Here is an 18,813-nt window from a genome sequence, read left to right on the forward strand (position 1 = left end):
GATTGTCGCCCGAATGAGGGTGGACGATTGGCCTGGCGTTCAAGTGCTGGCCAGCCAGCGCGGCCAGCCAGCCTGTGCGTTGGCCTGATCCGCCAGCTTGCGTTCGCCGGGGGTGGCGAAACGTTCGTCCCAGTCCTTGAGGCGCGGTTGCGCGATGAAGCGGAACCAGACCGGCGGGATCAGTCCGGCGGCGAAGCACAGGAACAGTGAGGGCATCTGCGGCGCTTGCGGTTCGGGCTTCAGCGCATAGAAGGGGATATGCCCGTCAAGGTGATGGTTGATGTGGTTGGTGATTTCCGCACCGATCGGCCGGACGATCGCGCCAAGGTGGTTCCAGGCGTGATGGAGCTCGATCGGCGCCCCTTCGACCCGGATCAGGCCATAGTGCTGGAAGTAGTTGAACCCCTCCACGAACATCTTGGCCATTACCATCGCGCCGACAGCGGTCAGCGCCGCGCCAAGGCCTGCCGTCAAGCCCACAAAGACGATGATACTGCCCGATAAGAGCGGCAGTAGCCACACCGGATTGCGCCATCCCAGCGAAGCATGGCCAAGCTTGCGGAGGATTTCGGCCGACTTTTCCCAAGTATCCTTGTAGGAACCCCAACTCGCCTGGAACACGAAGCTGTAGATGGTCTGCCCGCGCCGAGGGGTATCGCTATCCTTGGCCGTGTCGAGATGGACGTGGTGGGTGACGATATGGGCAATATCGCGATTGGGGTCGCCGTAGAACGCGCTCAGACACTTGGCGACATAGCGAGGAAACCAGTGGCGGCGGTGCATCAGCTCATGCGCCACCGGCAGGGTCGGCACCGCCGAGAGCCAACCCAGGCTGAGCAGCGATCCGGCCAGTTGCCAGCTTGAATTGTCGGCGCCGGTGATCGGGTTGATCGCGGTCGCAACCGATCGGGCAAAGGCCCAGACCAGCAGGATCATGCACGGGAGCTGGAGGTACATGGCGAAATCGCCAAGCAGTGCCGTGCCCTGCGCGCGCATCTTGTGGTCCGCCGGCAGCAGGATATCCAGCGTCATCAACACCGGAAAGGTCGCCGCGCCCAGCCAGACGTAGCTGCCGCCGAGCATGAATCCGATAACGCCCGCCAAGGTCATGACCGGAATGAGAAAATAGCGCAGTCCGTCCATCGGATTTCTCCTTAGTTATTCTGTTCTGGCCTTGCCCGTCGAGGCAAGGGTGAGGGCGGTGGCGGTCCGCCGCCCTCGGGCCTTCATCAGTACTTGTAGGCGAGCTTGAGGAACCATTCGCGCGGACGCGAGAAGCTGGCCGTTGCGGCGCCGCCGACGTTGAGATCGACATAGCCGCCCTGCAGATAGCGCTTGTCGGTCAGGTTCGTGACGCCCGCAGTCAGGGTGAAGTGCTCACTCCTGTCGGTGAACGAGGCACTGGTGCCGAACACGCTGTACGCGGGCTGGAACAGTTGCGGGCTGTTGACTGCATCCTTGAAGGTGCCGCTCTGGTAGGACCAATCGCCGCGCAGGGTCAGCTTGCCCATGCTGCCTTCATAGACGTCGGCGTTGATCGCGGCCGAAGCTGTCCACTTGGGAACGAAGGCGAACTTCGAATCCAGCGTGACTGGCGCCGCGCTCGGATCGATCTTGGTGTAGTAGGCATCGAGATAACCCACGCCGAAGTTCACGCGAACCTGTTCGATCGGGGCAGCTTCGCCTTCGATCTCGAAGCCCTTGATCCGGCCGGCACCGGCGTTGCGAACCTTCGGAGCGATCCCTTCGTTCACAGTGATCTGCATGTCGCTGTAATCGGAAAGGAACGCCGCGATGTTCAGGCGCAGGCGCCGGTTGAACAGTTCGTTCTTCAGGCCGATTTCGTAGGATTCGACGAATTCCGGCGTGAACGAGGGGGTCGCGATTTCAGCTGGGAAGATGCGCTGGCTGAACCCGCCGTTCTTGAAGCCTTTCGAATAGGACGCATAGATCAGCGAATTGTCGGTTATCTTGTAGTCCGCCGAGATCGCCGGGGTCCACTCCTTGGCCTTGGCCGAAACCTCGATGGCCGGCATCGTGTGGTTGCCGCCCGGGTTGGTCGCCGAAGGCGTGCAGTTCGGTAGCGGGAAACCGGCCAGCGGGCCTGACGGGAACAGGTTGGCCGCCGGGTTTGCCTGTCCGACGAGGCACTGGCTGAACGCGACGAATGCGCCCTGCGGATAGACCGATGCCAGCACTGGATCGAGTTGCGAGCGGTCGTTGAAGATCGTCTGCACAGACTGTCAATCGGCGTCCAAACGGGACCCCCAATCGGCGCGCAAAAGGGACCCCCTTTCAAAGATGGTACGACGGTCGAGGAATGCTCCTTGCGCTGCGCGCGGCGTAGGGAGGGCGGAGCCCGACCGGAGGCGCGCGCAGCGCAAAGCATCTTCATCCCGACCTGCGGCGAGGATCAGTTTCGGTTCTTGAAGCGCCAGCTGTCATTGCCGGTCTCGATGATGTCGCAATGATGGGTGACACGATCGAGAAGAGCGGTGGTCATCTTGGGATCGCCGAACACGGTCGGCCATTCCCCGAACGCCAGGTTGGTCGTGATGATGACGCTGGTTTGCTCATAAAGCTTGCTGACCAGATGGAACAGCAACTGCCCGCCTGAGCGGGCGAACGGCAGATAGCCAAGCTCGTCCAGAACGACGAGATCAAGCCGGGAGAGCTGGGCGGCAAGCGCGCCGCTTTTGCCGATCCGGGCTTCCTCTTCGAGACGGGTCACCAGATCCACGGTGTTGAAGTAGCGCCCCCGCGCTCCGGCGCGGACGACATTGGCGGTGATGGCGATGGCCAGATGGGTCTTGCCGGTGCCTGTGCCGCCGACAAGGACGACATTGCGCCGTGCAGGCAGGAACGCGCCGCTGTGTAGCGAACGGACCAGCGCCTCGTTGATCGGCGTCCCCTCGAAGTGGAAGGCATCAAGGTCCTTCACCACCGGCAGCTTGGCGGCTGCCATCCGGTATCGGATCGAGGCTGCGTGGCGGTGGGTTGCCTCCGCGCGCAGCAGATCGGTCAGTATCTCCATCGTCGTGCGCTGCCGCTGAAGGCCGGTGGTAACGGCCTCATCGAACGCGCCAGCCATCCCCTTGAGTCCAAGCCCGCGCATCGCGTCGATCATGTCATGCCGCTGCATGGAAGTTCCTCAGTTGGTCGTAACGGGCACAGTCGGCGATCGGCGGATGCCGCAGGGCATTGTCCTCCGAAGTGACGATCGTCAGCGGTCGCGGCGGTTCGCGGCGCCGTGCCAGGATGTTGAGGATCAGATCGTCGCTTGCCGTGCCGGTCGCCAGCGCCTCCCGCACGGCGGCCTCGACGAGTTCCAGACCGTCGGTCAGCACGGCCGCCAGCACGCGCACGAACCGCCGGTCAGCATCATCGCTGTTGCCCAGCTTGCGGCGTAACCGAGCCAGTGCTGGCGGCAGCTCCCAGTCCTGGAAGGGGGCGCCGTTGCGCAAAGCGCCGGGCTTGCGGGCCAGCACCGGCAGATAGTGCCAGGGATCATAGATCGTGCGGTTCCGCCCGAAGAAGCGGGGATGCTCGGCAACGACCTCATCATCGCATCGCACGACAATGCGGTCGGCATAGGCCCGGACCTGCACCGTGCGTCGTGCCACCGTTGAGAGAACCGAGTATCGGTTGCGATCGTAGCTGATCAGGCAGGTGCCCGACACGCCATGCTCGCTCTCGTTGAAGCCGTCGAACGGCCCCAGCATCGGTTGCAATGCAGGGCGTTCCATCTCCAGCATCTGCGCCACGGTCTGTTCGCCCTGCTCAGGATGCGCCTGCCGTTCGGCCCAGCGCCGGCACTCGGCTTTCCAGCCAGCCATTGAGCTCCTCAAGGCTGGCGAACCGCAAACGGGGCTGGAAGAAGCGCCCTCGGATCGTCTGCACCTGGTTCTCGACCTGGCCCTTCTCCCAGCCCGCCGCCGGCGAGCAGGCCGTGGGCTCGACCATATAATGGTCGGCCATGATCAGGAACCGCCGGTTGAACACCCGCTCCTTGCCGGTGAACACGCTCGTCACCGCCGTCTTCATATTATCGTAGATGCCGCGCTTGGGCACGCCACCGAAAAAGGCAAAGCCGCGCGCATGCGCGTCAAACAGCATCTCCTGGCTCTCGCGGGGATAGGCCCGGACATACACCGCCCGCGATGCGCACAGCCGCATATGCGCGACCTTTACCCGCATCGGCTTGCCGTCGATCTCGACATCCTCGTGGCTCCAGTCGAACTGGTAGGCCTCGCCGGGCTGGAACAGCATCGGAATAAAGGCAGTCGTCCCATCGCCGACATTCCTGCGCCGCTCGACCTTCCACCGTGCCGCATAGCGACGCACGGCATCGTAGGAGCCTTCGAAACCCTCACGCACCAAAAGGTCGTGGATACGGGTCATCCGAAGCCGGTCACGTCGGCCCAGCAACTCATTCTCTTCCAGCAGCACATCAAGACGATCCTGAAATGGACCAATCCGCGGTAGCGGCTGAACCTTGCGTCGATAATCAAATGCGCCTTCCGGCGCCCGGATCGCCTTGCGGATCACCTTCCGCGACACATGCAGATCACGCGCGATCGCCTTGATCGCCTTCCCGCCGGCATACTCACGCCGGATACGAACCACTGTCTCCAAAACCAACATCCCGATCTCGCCGCATGAACTTCCACGCGACTGTGTAAGCTATCGAAATGAGGGGTCCCTTTTAGACGCCGATCACCCCGCTAACGGGGTCCTTTTTGCACGCCGATCCACAGCACAGACGGGTCGAACCGCTTGGTCTCGTTAGTGTAGCGGATGCCCGGCGTGATCGAGAACCGGTCGGTCACCTTGAAGGTGGCCTGCAGGTATGAGGCATAGCTGTCGTTGTCGATGTCGCCGCCAGTAAAGAACTGGGCAAACCCGAATTCCATCGGGGTGTAGTCAGTGCCCTTTTCCTTGAGATAATAGCCGCCCAGAACGAACTTCACCTGGCCATCCATCAGGCTTCCGGTAAACTGCAGTTCCTGCGAGGCCTGCCACACATCGATATCGCTTGCGATCCGCAGGATCGTATGCGGAGTGCCGTCGAAATCGTATTCCATGTGCGAACTCTGGTCGCGGTAGGCCGAAATCGACTTCAGGCTGAAATCGCCGAAATCGTAATCGAGGGTGAGGTTCGTGCCCCATAGATCGAAGTCCGACCGGTTGACGCCGCCAGCCCAGGTGGTGTCGATGTCGCCAGTGATCCAGCGGGTGCTGGCGCAGGCCGGGTTGCCGGTCGGCGCAAGGGTACCCGGAACGCCAAACCCGCCCCAAGGTGCTCCACAGCTGCCATCGGTGACGCGGATCTTGTTCCAGAAATACATCGAGCTGGGCGCAGCGATCTGGCGGTTGGGGGCCGCCGGGTGTCGTCGCGCTGTTCGGGATATCGACGAAGCGCAGCGGCACGTTCTGGTCCTGCAGTTCGAGCAGCGAAATGGCCGTCTGCTCTTCGCGGCGGATGTTGATATCCCCGCTGAGGCTGACGGTCAGCTTATCGGTCGGCTCCCACTTGAACGCAATGCGTCCGCCGAAGCTGTCCTTGTTGCCCTGGCGGCCGCCGTCGAACAAACGCTTCTGGTAGCCGTCGCGGGTTTCATAGGAAGCAACCGCGCGCATTGCGAGATTGTCGCTCAGCGGCACGTTGATCATGCCCTTGAAATCGGCGCGGTTGAACCGGCCGGTCGCCGCTTCGAGCTTCAGGTCAAATTCGTGTTGCGGCTGGACGGAATTGACGACGATCGCGCCGCCGATGGTGTTCTTGCCGAACAACGTGCCCTGCGGCCCGCGCAGGATCTGCACATCAGCGATGTCGGTCATGTCGAGCAGCGCACCGACCGAGCGGGCGACATAGACGCCATCGACATAGATGCCCACGCCGGTATCCACGGTAATGTTGAAGTCGGTCTGACCGACGCCGCGGATGAACGCGGTGATCGTGGCGCTGGAACCGGAGATGTTGGCAACCGGCGACATGTTCACGTTGGGCGCGAACTTGGCCACCTGGGCGACGTTGTTGACTTCGCGCGCTTCGAGCATCTCGGCATTCATAGCGGTGATCGCGACCGGCGTTTCCTGCAGGTTCTCAGACCGCTTGCGCGCAGTCACGATGATTTCACCTAGACCGCCGGCCCGTTGCTCCTCGGCCTGAGGCTCGCTTGCTGCTGCATCCTGCGCATGCGCCGTCATCGGCACAAGCCCGGTAGATACTACGATCGCCGAGGCGCTGGCGCGCAGGACGGCTTTCCTGAAATACATCAATCGGTTTGTCATTTGGCATTCTCCCTCGTGTTTTATCATTACTATTTATAAAGGTGGATAGACTAAACGTAGATGTTGAGGTTCTTGCTCAACATTACATTGTGCTTGAGGATCGCTCGGCGTTTGACCAGTTGAAAGCTGTTGCCGACCTGACGCCAGATATCGATACGGTTGCCGATTAGCGAATCCTCGTCGCGTTCGTTGCGATTGCGATAAGCATAGAAGTTCGAATAGACTCGGAACTCGTCGGCCTTTTCGGTAAGCTCCACCTCGACGTTGGTGATGATATGGGTGTAGCGCGTCGCCGGATCCTCCGACCAGGCCGTTCCGGTCTCGAGCCGAGAAAGCCGCTTGAGGATTTCGGGCTTGCTGTCGTTGTAATAGGCCATCCGGGTCAGGTCGGTCACCTGCTCGGTCTTGTCGCGGCGATAGCGGGTTTCGATCCCCGGCATGTGGTAATGCAGGTCTTCCGCCAGCATGCTGGCCCAGGCCTTGTAGTGTTCATCGTCGAGCAGCCGTGCTTCGCGATACAGCGTCTGGGTCAGCGCGTGGGTCAGTTCGAGCGATGCGGTAGTCCCTTCACATGTGCGCTCGAGGGTTGCGGTGTCGGTCATAGCTGTAGTTCCTCTCAGAGCGCGAACAGGCCAGGAAGATCGCGGGTTTCGCCCACATTGCCCAGCTGCGGTTCGGGCCGTGCCGGCATCTTGCCGAATTCGTCATGGGTCATCATGTCGAGCCAGCGCTGATAGAAGCCGCGCTGGTTGGCGTCGTTGTACTGGCCGCGATAGACGATGCCCGGCAGGGTATCGTGTTCGATCTGGCGGCCGATCCCGCAGCGATAGTGCAGGCGCTCGTGCCGGGTGACGACGCCGCGGTTGACGGTGGTGCAGTTTTCCCAGTTTTCGCCGTCATCCATCTCGAAGGTGCCACCGGGGCCAAAGGTCTGCATCACGCCTTTGGTCACTTCCTCCTTGATGTCGTCGGGCATGTTCTTGTTGACGATCACCCAGGTCTTCAATTCGAACTGCATTGGCCCCTTGGGTTGCCACTGGCGGAAGGTGGAAATGCCCGGCAGGAACGAGACGTTGGGGAAGATCGATGCCGAGGCGACCGAACCGAAGATCTTCGAGCGCATCTCGCCCAGGCGTTCTGCCATCTTCGGGCGGATCTTGTTGTAATAGTCCATCACCTTGGGGCGCCCGAGCAGGAAGAGGTCGCCCACGCCTTCGGTGCCGAATTCCCAGCCGTGGCCGTTCACGCTGGCGTGATAGGAATTATCCATGTCGATCGGCGGGAACGGCTGGCCGTTGTTCATCGACCGAGTGCCCGAATCATGCGTCCAGCCGGCGTGATAAGCGTCGCCGATGAAGTTCTCGACCCCGAACTTCCAGTTCGCGCTGATCACCGACTTGATGCAGCCGCCAATGAATTCGGTGCCGCCTTCCTCGTTGTCGAGGATCATGTCGAGATACCACCGGAAATCGCCTAGCCAGGCTTCCAGGCTCGGCGCATCGCTGTTGAAGGTGGCGAACACCAAGCCCTTGTAGTTGCCGACCTTGGCGACGTTCTTGAGGCCATGGTTCTTGAAGTCGATATCGCCCGCGTCGTAGCAATATTCCTCGTGCATGCCCTTGAGGTCGCCGGCGGTGTCAAACGCCCAGCCGTGGTAATTGCAGACGAACCGACGGGTGTTCCCGGCATCGGCGAAGCACACCTTATTGCCGCGGTGCGGGCAGGAATTGAGCATGACCCGGATCGAACCGTCGGGCTGGCGCGCGACGATCACCGCGTCTTCACCCATGTGGGTCGTCAGGAAGTCCCCGCTGTTTGGGATCTGGCTTTCGTGGGCAACGAACAGCCACGACCGCGCGAAGATGCGGTACAGCTCCTCCTCGTAGATGTCCGCATCCGAAAAGATCCGGCGGTCAAGCCAGCCTTCCTTGAGGTCCATGTAGCGTGAATAATCCGGTTCGCGACCGATCCGTTCGAAGCGCATGATTGTTCTCTCCCGTCAGGCTTGTTCAGAAAAAGGCGTTGAGGTTGCTGTCCGGCAGCACGGAATGGTCCAGCACGATTTCGCGCGCGGCCAGCAGCCAAGCGCTGCCTTCGCTGCGCCAGAGGTCAGTGCGTCCGGCGGTGAGCAGGCGGGTGGTGCCATCGATCCGATTGCGGTGCATCCCCAGCACCGAATGGACCCGCACCTCGTTATCGGCCCGGGTGGCCAGCACCTCGACGTTGGAGACAGCGCGGCGGATGTAGTTGGGCGGATCTTCGGCCCAGACGAAGCCGGATTTCAGGCGATCCACCCGCATTTTCAGCCTACCCAGATCCTCGTTGAAGATTACCCCTGGGCCAAGTGGAAAAGGCGGCGAACGGTCAGCGCGGAACCTTCGGCTCTTCAGTTCCAGGCGATAGCTGACGTCTTTGCCAAGCATGGCCAGCCAGCCGTCGAGATCTTCGTTGTCGAGCAGCCGGGCTTCGCGGTGGAGTGCCTGGGTAACTGCAACGATCACCTCCACCGGGGGAGGGGCAAGCGGTCGGTCAAGCATGCTCGGCCTCCTCGTCGGTCAGCGAGTTAATGTTGTACGTGGGCACTTCGGCCCAGGTTTCCGCCATCATGTGCTCTTGCCAGCGGCGGTAGAAATAGCGCTGGTTGTGTTCGCTTACCAAGCCGGAGGCGATATCGCCGGGGAAGCCCTCGCGCTTGCCCGAGCGGCCCAGCGCCATGTTGGTGTAGACATCCATCTGCGCCGTGCGCCAGCCGCGCGACTGTTCGGTGCAGGCGGTCAGATTGTCGCCATCGTCGTTGTCGAAAAGGCCCGCCAAGCCGAAGGTCAGGCACTGGTTTTCGAGAATCTGCGCTTTCACCGCCTCGGGCATGTCGTTTTCGGCCATGGCCCAGGTCCACTGTTCGATCTGGGTGGGACCCTTTGGATGATAGACCCGGAACCAGTTGAGCCCGGGCAGCAGTTGCAGGTTGGGGAAAATGGTTATGTTGACCTGCGCACCCCACACCTGCCTGCCGCGCACTTCGCCCAGACGGTCGATCACCGTCTGGCGGTTGGCCTCTAGGTATTCGAGGATCGGCTTGGGATCAGGATAGAAGGCGTAGCCGGAAACGCCGTCGAGCGCGCTCAAGACCATGTGCCCGTTCATGCCGGCGACCGACAGCCCGCCATCGAGATCGACCCCGGAATTGCCGACGCTGAGCCCGGTGAGGTCCATCGACTGGACTGCTGCCATCGCGCCGGCATGTGCCCAGCCCAGGTGATAGCCATCGCCGCAGACGTTCTCGACTGGCAGCTTCCAGTTGGTGCCCAGCACCATCTTCTGCGTCTCGCCGAGCAGTGCCGATCCGCCCGGCATGGCATCCAGCCAGACATCGAGGAAAAACTTGGCATCGCCCAGATAGTCATCGAGGCTGGGCGAATTGGCATCCCAGCAGCCGAACACCAGGCCCTTGTACTCGGCCACTTTCGTCACCGGGATCAGGCCGAACTTGGTGCGGTCGAGTTCGCCGAAATAGGCCTCGCTTTCCAGCGGCACCCCGGCGAGCGCGCCGTCCGGGGAAAAAGACCAGCCGTGATAGTTGCAGGTGAAGGCGCGCGCATTGCCGCGATCGGCGCGGCAGATCCGGTTCCCGCGGTGGGTGCAGCTGTTAAGGAACGCCTTGATCGACCCGTCCTTCTGGCGGATCACGATCACATCGTCTTCGCCCATGAAGGTGCGGAAATAGTCGCCCGGCTTCGGAATCTGGCTGGTGTGGACCAGGAACAGCCAGCAGCGCCCGAAGATCCGCTCAAGTTCCTGCCGATAGATGTCTTCGCTCGCGTAGATCGAGCGCGATTGGCGCCCGGTGCGTGAATCAACCAGATCGGCAATGTTGTCGTTCATTTGATCCTCTCCCAACAGCATGGCTAAAGCCGCCATCGATTTTTCTTGTCGGGACAGTTATAAGCACGAATCGTGCCAATATCGTTTTCGGGCCGATTTACCGCAGTCCGGTTGGTCAATCCCACGGCGAGGCACCGTGCAGATCGACGTATATGTAAATGTCGAGGCTTAAGTCTGGGCCGGAAGTTACGAATCTGATAAGCTGACCGGATGGAGACGCTCCCAGGATACGCCGACCTTGCCAGCAAGCTGCTGTTCTCACCGGAAATGGGCCGGATCTGGCATGACGGTGAACGCTGCGTACTGCTCAGCCAAGCGGCCCTGGCCAGCTGGCGCAGCCGCCTGGTGGCCGAATTGGGGCTAGAAGCGGCCAGCCGGTTCTTCTGGGGTGTCGGTTTTGCCGAAGGCGCACGGTGCGCGATCGGCGCGAAGAAATTGCGCCCGGATGGTGATTATCTCGAAGCATTCGCGGTCGGACCGCAGGCACACGCCTTGACCGGGTTCGGCTGGACCCAGATCGAAACTCTTGAAAACGATCCCTCGCGGGGGCATTTCGAAGGCCGGTTCACGGTCCACGATTCGATGGAGGCGGCGATCCATCTCAACGCGATGGGGCACAGCACCGATCCGGTGTGCTGGATGCAGACCGGCTTTGCAAGCGGCTTTGCCACAACCTTCGCGGGACAACCGATCATCATGCGCGAAGTGGAATGTGCGGGGCGAGGCGATGCTGCCTGCGTACTTCACGCCAAACCAAAACCCGAATGGGATCAGTTGGACGACCTCGAATTGGCCGCGACGCCGCTGGTCCTGTCCGAAACGTGGCATGATGCGGGCCAAACGGTGATTGGGATATCGGCAGCGTTCCTCTCAGCCAAGACCATGATCGAACGCACCGCAGCGAGCAATGCGACGCTGCTGTTAATGGGCGAGACCGGGGTCGGCAAGGAAGTGCTGGCCAAGCTCGCTCATCGGCTGAGCACGCGCGAGGCGGAGCCGTTCATCGCGCTCAACTGCGCGGCGATCCCTGAGGGGCTGATCGAATCGGAGCTGTTCGGCGTGGCCAAGGGGGCCTATACTGGCGCGGTTGCCGCCCGGCCCGGTCGGTTCGAGCTGGCCAATGGCGGCACGCTGTTCCTGGACGAGATATCGACACTGTCGCCACTTGCACAATCGAAGATTCTGCGCGCTGTCCAGGAAGGTGAGTTCGAGCGGGTCGGCGATACGCGGACGATCAAGGTGGATGTCCGATTGATCGCAGCATCGAATGTGGAACTTAACGAGGCGGTGCGGGAAGGCACGTTTCGTGCCGACTTGTTCTACCGGATATCGACTTTACCGGTCCGGGTGCCGCCGCTGCGCCAGCGCCGCGAGGACATTCCGGTGCTGCTGGAACACTTCCGTCTGCGTTATGCCCTGCGCCATGGCCGAACAGTATCGGGCTTCACTCCGCGGGCGATTAACGCGCTGTTGGCTTACGATTTCCCGGGCAATGTGCGCGAACTTGAGCGAATGGTGGAACGCGCCGTGCTGTTGGCGGACGACGGACGAGCGATCGACGTCAGACACCTGTTCTTGGAAACCGACGGCCTCGAATTGAAGCCGGCGATGTGCATGACCAACGATGGCAGGATCAGCGCCGTTGACAATGTTGGTAGTCGCGCCAACTTGGTGCGCCAGATGCTGGATCTGATCGTCGATGAGGGCGGAAGCCTGCTGGAAATGGAAGGGCTGGTGATCCGCGAGGCCCTTGATGCAAGTGGGGGCAACGTTGCTCGCGCGGCGCGCACCTTAGGCTTTACCCGTCGGCAGCTCGCCTTGCGTCTTGAAAAAATGGAAATCCAGGAATCCGCCTAGCGCGCGTTAACTCTCGCAACGCATTGCATATTGTGCAAAGAAGGTCTATAGGGAGGTGCGCCTTCCGGCAATAAGACCGGGAAAGCACGCAAAGTTGGGAGAATCGCATGAAATCGGTAGCCGTGGTCGGAGCAAATCTTGCGGGTGGCCGCGCGGTGGAGTCCTTGCGCCAGGCTGGCTTCGATGGCCGGATCACCCTTATCGGCGAAGAACCGTGGCGGCCCTACGAGCGCCCGCCCCTGTCCAAGGAGGTGTTGTGGGATCCGGCCAATGTACCGGACAATTTCTTCCTTCATGACGAGGCCTGGTACGCCGCCAACCGCATCGAAATGCGGCTTGGCACGCGTGCCGAAGCGCTCGACCTGGCGGCGAGCGCTGTGCGCCTGACGGGCGGAGACCTGGTCCAAGCCGACCGCATCCTGCTGACCACCGGTGGTTCCGCCCGCAAGCTCAACATGGAGGGTGCCGACGCCGCCAACGTGCATTACCTGCGCACCCGGGACGATGCCACCCGGATGGCGACGGACCTCAGGGACGGCGCCCGGATCGTCATCATCGGCATGGGTGTGATCGGGGCTGAAGTCGCGGCCAGCGCGGTCAAGCTGGGGTGCCGAGTGACCGCGATCGAACCGCTTGCCGCGCCTATGATTCGCGCGCTCGGGCCGCAGTTCGGGCAATGGCTGGGCGAGGAACATCGCCAGCGCGGCGTCGACACCCGCTTCGGACGCGGCGTGAACGCGATGAAGGTGCTTGACGGGCGGGTGACGCAGGTCGAACTCGATGACGGATCACTGGTGGATTGCGATGCCGTGGTAGTCGGGGTCGGGATAGTGCCGGAAATCAGCCTAGCCCGGGACGCAGGCATCGTCACCAATAACGGCATCATCGTCGATCGGCGGTGCCGCTCCAGCAATGAGAATGTCTTTGCCGCCGGCGACGTGGCCGAACAGGAGAGCTTCTTCGGCGGCCATATCCGCCAGGAAACCTACCAGAATGCTGCCGATCAGGCTCAGGCCGCGGCGCTCGCCGTGCTCGGGCAGGGCGTCGATTACTGCAAGCCGGTGTGGTACTGGAGCGACCAGTTCGATCTCAATATCCAGTTCTGCGGCCATATCCCGGTGCAAGCCGAGGTAACCCTGCGTGGAGACATGGCAAGCAACCAGTTTACCGCATTCTTCCAGTCAGGCGAGATGATCGAGGGCATCCTGACTGTCAACCGCGCCCCAGACATGGGCATCGGCAAACGGCTGATCGAGCGCCGAGCCAATGCCCAGGCCGCGCAGCTGGCCGATGCCGATGTGTCGCTCCGCGATATCCTCAAGCAGGCTGGTTAGGCTCGTAAGGCGGGCGGGATCAGCCGATCCCGCCACCTGCGACGTAGAGGGTTTGGCCGGTGATGTAGGACGCCTCGTCGGCGGCTAGAAAGCAGATCGCGGCGGCCAGTTCCTCGGGCTCGCCGAAGCGACCCAGCGGGGTATCGCGCAAGGTCTGCTCCATCACCTCGCCAAAGCCCTTGCGGTCCGCGTCGGAATGCGGAGCGGTATTACGCGGGGTGACACGGGTCACGTTGACCCCGCCAGGAGCCACGCAATTTACCCTGATGCCACAATCCTCCAGTTCCAGCGACAACGCAGCGGTCAGCGCCGCCACGCCACCTTTCGCAGCCGCGTAGGGCACGCGATTGACCCCGCGCGTTGCCACCGAGCCGATGTTGACGATCGCGCCGCGACCCGCCGCGCGCATGTGGGGCAGCACTGCATGGCAACACCACAGCGTCGGCCACAACGAGCGATTAATTTCGGCGACGATTTCTTCGGTGGTGTATTCCCAATAAGGCTTGGCCCAGATCGTGCCACCGACATTATGGACGGCCACGTCGATCCGCCCGAATTTATCGCTTACAGCGTTGTACAGGGCAGCGGCTCCAGCCTGTTGCTCGAGGTCGTGGATGGCGGGGTGAGCGTCGACAGATTCGGCCATAAGTCGCGCAACCGCATCCAGTGTCGCCTGTTCTGCACGATCGGCAACGACGACTGTGGCGCCTTCTCGCCCTAGGCGCTGGGCCGTAGCAAAGCCGATGCCCTGGGCTGCTCCCGTGACAATCGCGATCTTGCCTGCAAATCTTACGTTTGCGTCTGTCATCTCTGATTTCTCCAAACCCGCACCCGTCCGGCCGGAAGGGTGCAATCCTAGTCACATTCGGCTTCATAAATCCGCATTCCTCCCTTGCCAAGCCCGTGGGCAATGCGTTACATATTGGCTAATGATTGAAAATCTTTGGGAGATGTTGCGTGGCGCGTGAACTGCTGACTGCTGCTGATATAAAGGGTGCCTGGGCGATCGTGCCGACGCCCGCCAAGGAAGGTGCTACCGATTGGCGCGCCACTGATACGGTTAATGTCGACGAAGCAGCCCGCATGGTCAACGGCCTGATCGAGGCCGGAGTCGACGGCATCCTGAGTATGGGAACGCTGGGCGAGGCCGCGACCATGACGCTTGACGAAAAGCTCGTCTTTATGAAGACTATCGTAGATGCCGCAGCGGGCCGGGTTCCGGTGTTTGTCGGCACAACCTGTATCAACACCCGCGACACCATCGCGCTGACCCGCGAGGCAGTCGATATCGGCGCGACCGGGACGATGCTGGGCGTACCGATGTGGTGCGCGCCGAGCGTCGATGTCGCGGTCCAGTTCTACAAGGATGTCGCTGAGGCGGTGCCCGATATCAATATTGCAATCTATGCCAATCCCGAAGCATTCAAGTTCGATTTCCCGCGCCATTTCTGGGGTCAGGTCGCCGAAATCCCCCAAGTTGTTACTGCCAAGTATATCGGTGTTGGCACACTGCTGCCCGATCTGGCCGCAATCAAGGGGCGGATCAAGCTGCTGCCGATCGACTTCGATTACTATGGCGCGGCGCGGATGGACGATTCGGTCGATGCCTTCTGGACAAGCGGCGCGGTCTGCCATCCTCTCGTCAGTACGACATTGCGCGATCTCGTCGCACAGGCCCGCGCCACCGGCGACTGGAGCAAGGCCAAGACCTTCATGGGGCGGCTCGCGCCCACGGCAGCAACGCTGTTTCCCAATGGCAGCTTCAAGGAATTCTCCACCTACAACATTCCGCTGGAAAAGGCGCGGATGACCGCCGGTGGATGGATGAACGCCGGACCTTGCCGTCCACCCTATCACTTATGTCCCGAAAGCTATCTCGAAGGCGCGCGTAATTCGGGCCGGATGTGGGCCGAACTGGGCAAAGCGCTCGAAACAGAGCGTTGAAGACGGTCAGATAAACGATCACTGGAAATGCGGGAGCAAGAGGATGGCTGACGCGACCTTGACCTGGCCGAAGAATTATAACGAAGTTCCCAAGGCGGCCTTTACGCGATCGGATCTCTACTTGGAAGAGATCAAGCGGATATTTCACGGCCCGGAATGGCATCCGGTTGCGCACGAAAGCGAGTTGCCCAACCCAGGCGATTTCCGGACGATCCGCCTCGCAGGAATCCCGCTGTTGATCTCGCGGGATGAAGGGGGCGAGGTTCGCGTGTTTTACAATGCCTGCTCGCATCGCAGCAACCAGCTCGAAACTGCGGTAATGGGTAACAAAACCGAGTTCGAATGCCCCTATCACCGTTGGCTGTTCAGTGCCAAGGGCGAGCTTGTTGGATGTCCCAACCCGCGCGAATTCGTACCCGGTTTCGACAAGGCGGACTACCCCTTGGGGCAGCCGCGCTTCGATCTGTTCTACGGCCTGATATTCGTGACGTTCTCGGCTGAGACAGAACCCCTTGACCAGTTTCTCGGCGAAGCAGGAGAAACCCTGCGCGAACTGATGGCGGGCGACGGTCGCCTTAAACTGCTGGGCTATCAGAAGGTTCGCTATGACAGCAACTGGAAGGGTTACAACGACAACGACGGCTACCATGCCCCGCTGCTCCACGCGGCATTCAAGATGCTCAATTGGCAGGGCGGCAAAGGGCGGCAGTATACCGCCACGAAACGCGGCCATGTCTGTTTCGAGTCGGCACTCTCCGTGGCGAGCGGTCCCAGCGTTCTAAAAGATAAGGATCTGATTGCCTTCAAAGGGCAGGATCCATCAGTCGGGTCACGCATCGTCCAGTTGTTCCCGACTTTCGTTTCAACCAAACATCTCGACGTCATAAACCTGCGCTTCGCGACCCCAATCGATGCCGAAACGACCGAGGTCCACTACGCCTATTTCGCCCACCAGAACGACGATGCGGACATGCTTCGCCACCGGTTACGGCAAAGCTCCAATTTACTGGGTCCATGCGGTTTAATTAGCATGGAAGACGCTTCGATCTTCCACCGGATCCACATCGGCAGCCACACGCCTGGCAATGCGATCTTCCAGAAAGGCGTGCGTGATCCTGCCAAGCTCGAGTCCGAGTTTTCGCAGAACGATGAAAGCGGTAACCTTCCGCGCTGGGAATATTACCGCTCGGTGATGGGATTCGAAAGGGCACAAGCATGATGCTTTCGCCCACCAAACTGGAATGCGCTCTTGACCGCCTGCTGCTGGCGGACGCCAACGCGCTCGACAGCAAAGACATGACAGGCTGGCTCACTAACTATGCCGAGGAAGAACAGGCATCTTATTACTGCCGTGCGGCCGAGAACACAGAACATAACCTCGAACTCGGCTTCATGTTCGACGATTGTAGGGCGCGACTGGAAGATCGCGTCACTTATGTCACAGAGATCTGGGCAGGGACCTTTCAGGACTACCGCACTCGCCATTTCGTTCAGCGGGTCAGCCATCGGCAGGTCGATGCCAGCACAGCAGAGGCCATGTCCAACTTTTCGGTTTTCATGACGCCGATGGATACCGGGGTCACTCAAATTCTTGCCGCAGGTCGCTATCTCGATATGGTTCGGCTTTCGGGCGATGGTCGGGCCAAGTTTCTGTCCCGCCGTGCCGAATTGGATACGTCAGTACTCCCGCGATATCTTGTCTACCCGATATGAAAAGTTATGCAATATAGCTAAATATTCCAGAGAAATACCGATCTATATTATAGCTTTAGCAGTAATCTTCGGAAGATTTCGATATGAGTTCACAATGTAAGATGGTGAAATTGCCAAAAGATATCGCGGATAAAATTATACGCTTTTCAACTGGAAGAACGGATTCAATGTTACAGAAAGAGCTTGGGATAAGCTATAATACGTGGAGAAAAATTAAGCGAGGACAGCCACTTAGAGAAAGCTTAGCGGCAAGAATAATATCTAGAATTAGTATAATATAATCATATTCTTATCAAGAGATTAATTTTCCTTAATTTCCTTAATCTGTCACTGACATTATCGAGCACCATTTTTTTCGATGATCCGAAGCCATGTAGGATTTATGCGGCAAAAAAATGTCCTATCAATCAGTTCAAAGAGAGAACTGAAAAAAAGTGCGCGTCGCAAAAATATCGTAAACGTTGCGATGAATGCATTTTTAGAGAGTGGCTACGATAATGTCACTATGTCTGATATTTCTAGTATATTGGGCGGGTCGAAGAGCACTCTTTGGCAATATTTTGATCACAAGGAAGACATTGCTGTTGCCGCTATTGAATTGAAAGTTCAGTTATTTAGAAATTTTCTTGATCTCGATATTTCCGAATGTAGTAGTATAACCAGTATGTTGAATTTATCTTCGAAAAGATTTTGCCATTTCTTGATGCGAGATGACACCATCGAAATCGAGCGAATTATAATTATCAACAATCGGCGCATTCCCAAGTTAGGAAATATTTTCTACTCTAATACATTTTTGTATTTTCGAGATCAAGTTTCCTTATTTTTAGCTAATTCTTTATACGACGAAGATCCGGATGACGCGGCTATGCTGTTACTTGATCTTTGCACCTCAGGATTCAATCGAAGGTTGATACTGGAGTTGCGACACGCAAACAACATTCTAGCCGACCAAATCGCTGATCGCGCGGTACAGATTTTTATGAAGATTTACCATAAGTGCCTGGTTCGTCATCATGCGGATTGATTTCATAGTCTTGCGATACGTCGGATGACGATTTGAACGGGCGGGATGAAGACCCAAGCCTTTGCCGAAGCGATGGTTTTCTCGAAGTCCTCTGCTAGGCATCGGTTTCGGTTGAGCCATGCCAACGTCCGTTCGACCACCCAGCGGCCGGGCAGCACCTCGAAGCCTTTGGCGGTATCTGACCGTTTGATGATTTCGATGGTCCATTTCGCCATTCGCCGCAGAGCCTTCCTGAGTTTGTCGCCAGCATAGCCGCCATTTGCGAAGACGTGCCGCAGATACCAAAAGCGCGCGATGATTTCGCGTAGCACCATTGGGACTCCGTCGCGGTCCTGAATGTGGGGCGTGCGGATCACAGCATGCACCAGATCGCGTTCATTCTCAAGCAGGCCGAGGATGGTACGACCGTCGAGGAGGTGTGCCGCAAAGCCGGCATATCGGTTCAGACCTACTATCGATGGCGGAGCAAATATGGCGGACTGATGCCGTCGGAGACGAAGCGGCTGAAGCAGCTCGAGGAGGAGAATGTCCGGCTCAAGCGGCTCGTGGCAAACCTCAGTCTCGACAAAGAGATGCTGCAGGACGTCATCCGCCGAAAAATGTAAGGCCTGATCGAGCTCGGGAGATCGTTGGCTATCTGCGGGCGAACTACCAGGTGAGCGAACGGAGGGCCTGCGGCGCATTTCCGATCAACCGATCGACCCAGCGCTACCAATCCCGTCGCCTCGATCAGGCCGGTCTCAAGATGAAGATCAAGGAGCT

15 protein-coding genes and 4 pseudogenes are annotated in these 18,813 nt (G+C 59.6%); 7 read left to right on the forward strand and 12 right to left on the reverse strand.

What is annotated here, in order from left to right:
* Nucleotides 1-39 precede the first annotated feature (39 nt).
* From SAB01S_RS17210 to SAB01S_RS17255, 10 genes and pseudogenes are all read right to left on the reverse strand, one after another.
* Nucleotides 40-1,143, reverse strand: coding sequence for an alkane 1-monooxygenase (locus SAB01S_RS17210; RefSeq protein ID WP_008828148.1), 1,104 nt, complete (start codon nt 1,141-1,143; stop codon nt 40-42).
* Nucleotides 1,144-1,229: 86 nt separating this feature from the next.
* Nucleotides 1,230-2,237, reverse strand: coding sequence for a TonB-dependent receptor (locus SAB01S_RS17215; protein ID WP_083951439.1), 1,008 nt, complete (start codon nt 2,235-2,237; stop codon nt 1,230-1,232).
* A gap of 176 nt (nt 2,238-2,413) precedes the next feature.
* A complete protein-coding gene (gene istB, locus SAB01S_RS17220) occupies nt 2,414-3,142 on the reverse strand; it encodes an IS21-like element helper ATPase IstB (protein WP_062734565.1) in 729 nt (242 codons plus the stop codon).
* Nucleotides 3,129-4,644, reverse strand: a pseudogene (gene istA / locus SAB01S_RS17225) (IS21 family transposase). The gene istB and the pseudogene istA overlap by 14 nt, the downstream one beginning before the upstream one ends.
* An 80-nt stretch (nt 4,645-4,724) precedes the next feature.
* Nucleotides 4,725-5,348, reverse strand: coding sequence for a TonB-dependent receptor domain-containing protein (locus tag SAB01S_RS18920; protein WP_062734566.1), 624 nt, complete (start codon nt 5,346-5,348; stop codon nt 4,725-4,727).
* A 475-nt stretch (nt 5,349-5,823) separates the two neighbouring features.
* Nucleotides 5,824-6,321 (reverse strand): annotated as a pseudogene (locus SAB01S_RS19040) (TonB-dependent receptor plug domain-containing protein); the annotation flags it as partial.
* Between the two features lie 23 nt (nt 6,322-6,344).
* Nucleotides 6,345-6,896: a 3-phenylpropionate/cinnamic acid dioxygenase subunit beta gene (locus SAB01S_RS17240; protein WP_008828561.1), complete on the reverse strand. Its 552-nt coding sequence runs from the start codon at nt 6,894-6,896 to the stop codon at nt 6,345-6,347.
* 14 nt (nt 6,897-6,910) lie between these two features.
* Nucleotides 6,911-8,278 (reverse strand): aromatic ring-hydroxylating dioxygenase subunit alpha, encoded by a 1,368-nt coding sequence (locus tag SAB01S_RS17245; RefSeq protein ID WP_008828560.1) that lies wholly within the window; start codon nt 8,276-8,278, stop codon nt 6,911-6,913.
* 25 nt (nt 8,279-8,303) lie between these two features.
* Nucleotides 8,304-8,831, reverse strand: a complete 528-nt coding sequence (locus SAB01S_RS17250; RefSeq protein ID WP_024020830.1) for an aromatic-ring-hydroxylating dioxygenase subunit beta — start codon at nt 8,829-8,831, stop codon at nt 8,304-8,306.
* Nucleotides 8,824-10,212 (reverse strand): aromatic ring-hydroxylating dioxygenase subunit alpha, encoded by a 1,389-nt coding sequence (locus SAB01S_RS17255; protein WP_245646518.1) that lies wholly within the window; start codon nt 10,210-10,212, stop codon nt 8,824-8,826. Before SAB01S_RS17255 ends, SAB01S_RS17250 begins: the two co-directional genes overlap by 8 nt.
* A 231-nt stretch (nt 10,213-10,443) precedes the next feature.
* Between SAB01S_RS17255 and SAB01S_RS17260 the strand changes: the two genes are divergently transcribed.
* Both SAB01S_RS17260 and SAB01S_RS17265 read left to right on the forward strand, forming a co-directional pair.
* Complete coding sequence (locus SAB01S_RS17260) at nt 10,444-12,033, forward strand: sigma 54-interacting transcriptional regulator (RefSeq protein ID WP_229710698.1); 1,590 nt, start codon at nt 10,444-10,446, stop codon at nt 12,031-12,033.
* 107 nt (nt 12,034-12,140) lie between these two features.
* Entirely contained in the window at nt 12,141-13,367 is a 1,227-nt protein-coding gene (locus SAB01S_RS17265; RefSeq protein WP_008829811.1) for an NAD(P)/FAD-dependent oxidoreductase, read from the forward strand.
* A 19-nt stretch (nt 13,368-13,386) separates the two neighbouring features.
* Here SAB01S_RS17265 and SAB01S_RS17270 read toward each other — a convergent pair whose 3' ends face one another.
* Entirely contained in the window at nt 13,387-14,175 is a 789-nt protein-coding gene (locus SAB01S_RS17270) for a 1,6-dihydroxycyclohexa-2,4-diene-1-carboxylate dehydrogenase (RefSeq protein ID WP_024020828.1), read from the reverse strand.
* A gap of 149 nt (nt 14,176-14,324) precedes the next feature.
* Between SAB01S_RS17270 and SAB01S_RS17275 the strand changes: the two genes are divergently transcribed.
* The 4 genes from SAB01S_RS17275 to SAB01S_RS18290 all read left to right on the forward strand — a co-directional run bounded on the left by SAB01S_RS17275 (nt 14,325) and on the right by SAB01S_RS18290 (nt 18,051).
* Nucleotides 14,325-15,311: a dihydrodipicolinate synthase family protein gene (locus SAB01S_RS17275; protein ID WP_008829814.1), complete on the forward strand. Its 987-nt coding sequence runs from the start codon at nt 14,325-14,327 to the stop codon at nt 15,309-15,311.
* A gap of 43 nt (nt 15,312-15,354) precedes the next feature.
* Complete coding sequence (locus SAB01S_RS17280) at nt 15,355-16,530, forward strand: aromatic ring-hydroxylating oxygenase subunit alpha (protein WP_008829815.1); 1,176 nt, start codon at nt 15,355-15,357, stop codon at nt 16,528-16,530.
* On the forward strand, nt 16,527-17,024 hold the full coding sequence (locus SAB01S_RS17285; protein ID WP_024020827.1) for an aromatic-ring-hydroxylating dioxygenase subunit beta: 498 nt from the start codon (nt 16,527-16,529) through the stop codon (nt 17,022-17,024). The genes SAB01S_RS17280 and SAB01S_RS17285 overlap by 4 nt, the downstream gene beginning before the upstream one ends.
* A 358-nt stretch (nt 17,025-17,382) precedes the next feature.
* The gene (locus tag SAB01S_RS18290) at nt 17,383-18,051 is read left to right on the forward strand and encodes a TetR/AcrR family transcriptional regulator (protein ID WP_082718776.1); all 669 of its coding nucleotides are present in this window, start codon (nt 17,383-17,385) and stop codon (nt 18,049-18,051) included.
* A 2-nt stretch (nt 18,052-18,053) separates the two neighbouring features.
* On the opposite strand, the pseudogene SAB01S_RS17295 reads toward SAB01S_RS18290, so the two are convergent.
* A pseudogene (locus SAB01S_RS17295) lies at nt 18,054-18,428 on the reverse strand (transposase); the annotation flags it as partial.
* On the opposite strand from SAB01S_RS17295, the pseudogene SAB01S_RS18930 reads away from it, so the two are divergent.
* Nucleotides 18,411-18,813, forward strand: a pseudogene (locus SAB01S_RS18930) (transposase); the annotation flags it as partial. The pseudogenes SAB01S_RS17295 and SAB01S_RS18930 overlap by 18 nt on opposite strands.

Origin of the sequence: Sphingobium abikonense NBRC 16140, assembly GCF_001598335.1 — a bacterium.
Lineage (GTDB): Bacteria > Pseudomonadota > Alphaproteobacteria > Sphingomonadales > Sphingomonadaceae > Sphingobium > Sphingobium abikonense.

Excerpts from the sequence above, each read along its gene's own strand:
- SAB01S_RS18920 (WP_062734566.1), bottom strand. The coding sequence starts at position 5,348 with ATGTATTTCTGGAACAAGATCCGCGTCACCGATGGCAGCTGTGGAGCA.
- SAB01S_RS17240 (WP_008828561.1), bottom strand. The coding sequence starts at position 6,896 with ATGACCGACACCGCAACCCTCGAGCGCACATGTGAAGGGACTACCGCA.
- SAB01S_RS17245 (WP_008828560.1), bottom strand. The coding sequence starts at position 8,278 with ATGCGCTTCGAACGGATCGGTCGCGAACCGGATTATTCACGCTACATG.
- SAB01S_RS17210 (WP_008828148.1), bottom strand. The coding sequence starts at position 1,143 with ATGGACGGACTGCGCTATTTTCTCATTCCGGTCATGACCTTGGCGGGC.
- SAB01S_RS17285 (WP_024020827.1), top strand. The coding sequence starts at position 16,527 with ATGATGCTTTCGCCCACCAAACTGGAATGCGCTCTTGACCGCCTGCTG.
- SAB01S_RS17250 (WP_024020830.1), bottom strand. The coding sequence starts at position 8,831 with ATGCTTGACCGACCGCTTGCCCCTCCCCCGGTGGAGGTGATCGTTGCA.
- SAB01S_RS17255 (WP_245646518.1), bottom strand. The coding sequence starts at position 10,212 with ATGGCGGCTTTAGCCATGCTGTTGGGAGAGGATCAAATGAACGACAAC.
- SAB01S_RS18290 (WP_082718776.1), top strand. The coding sequence starts at position 17,383 with ATGATCCGAAGCCATGTAGGATTTATGCGGCAAAAAAATGTCCTATCA.
- SAB01S_RS17270 (WP_024020828.1), bottom strand. The coding sequence starts at position 14,175 with ATGACAGACGCAAACGTAAGATTTGCAGGCAAGATCGCGATTGTCACG.
- SAB01S_RS17260 (WP_229710698.1), top strand. The coding sequence starts at position 10,444 with ATGGGCCGGATCTGGCATGACGGTGAACGCTGCGTACTGCTCAGCCAA.
- istB (WP_062734565.1), bottom strand. The coding sequence starts at position 3,142 with ATGCAGCGGCATGACATGATCGACGCGATGCGCGGGCTTGGACTCAAG.
- SAB01S_RS17280 (WP_008829815.1), top strand. The coding sequence starts at position 15,355 with ATGGCTGACGCGACCTTGACCTGGCCGAAGAATTATAACGAAGTTCCC.
- SAB01S_RS17265 (WP_008829811.1), top strand. The coding sequence starts at position 12,141 with ATGAAATCGGTAGCCGTGGTCGGAGCAAATCTTGCGGGTGGCCGCGCG.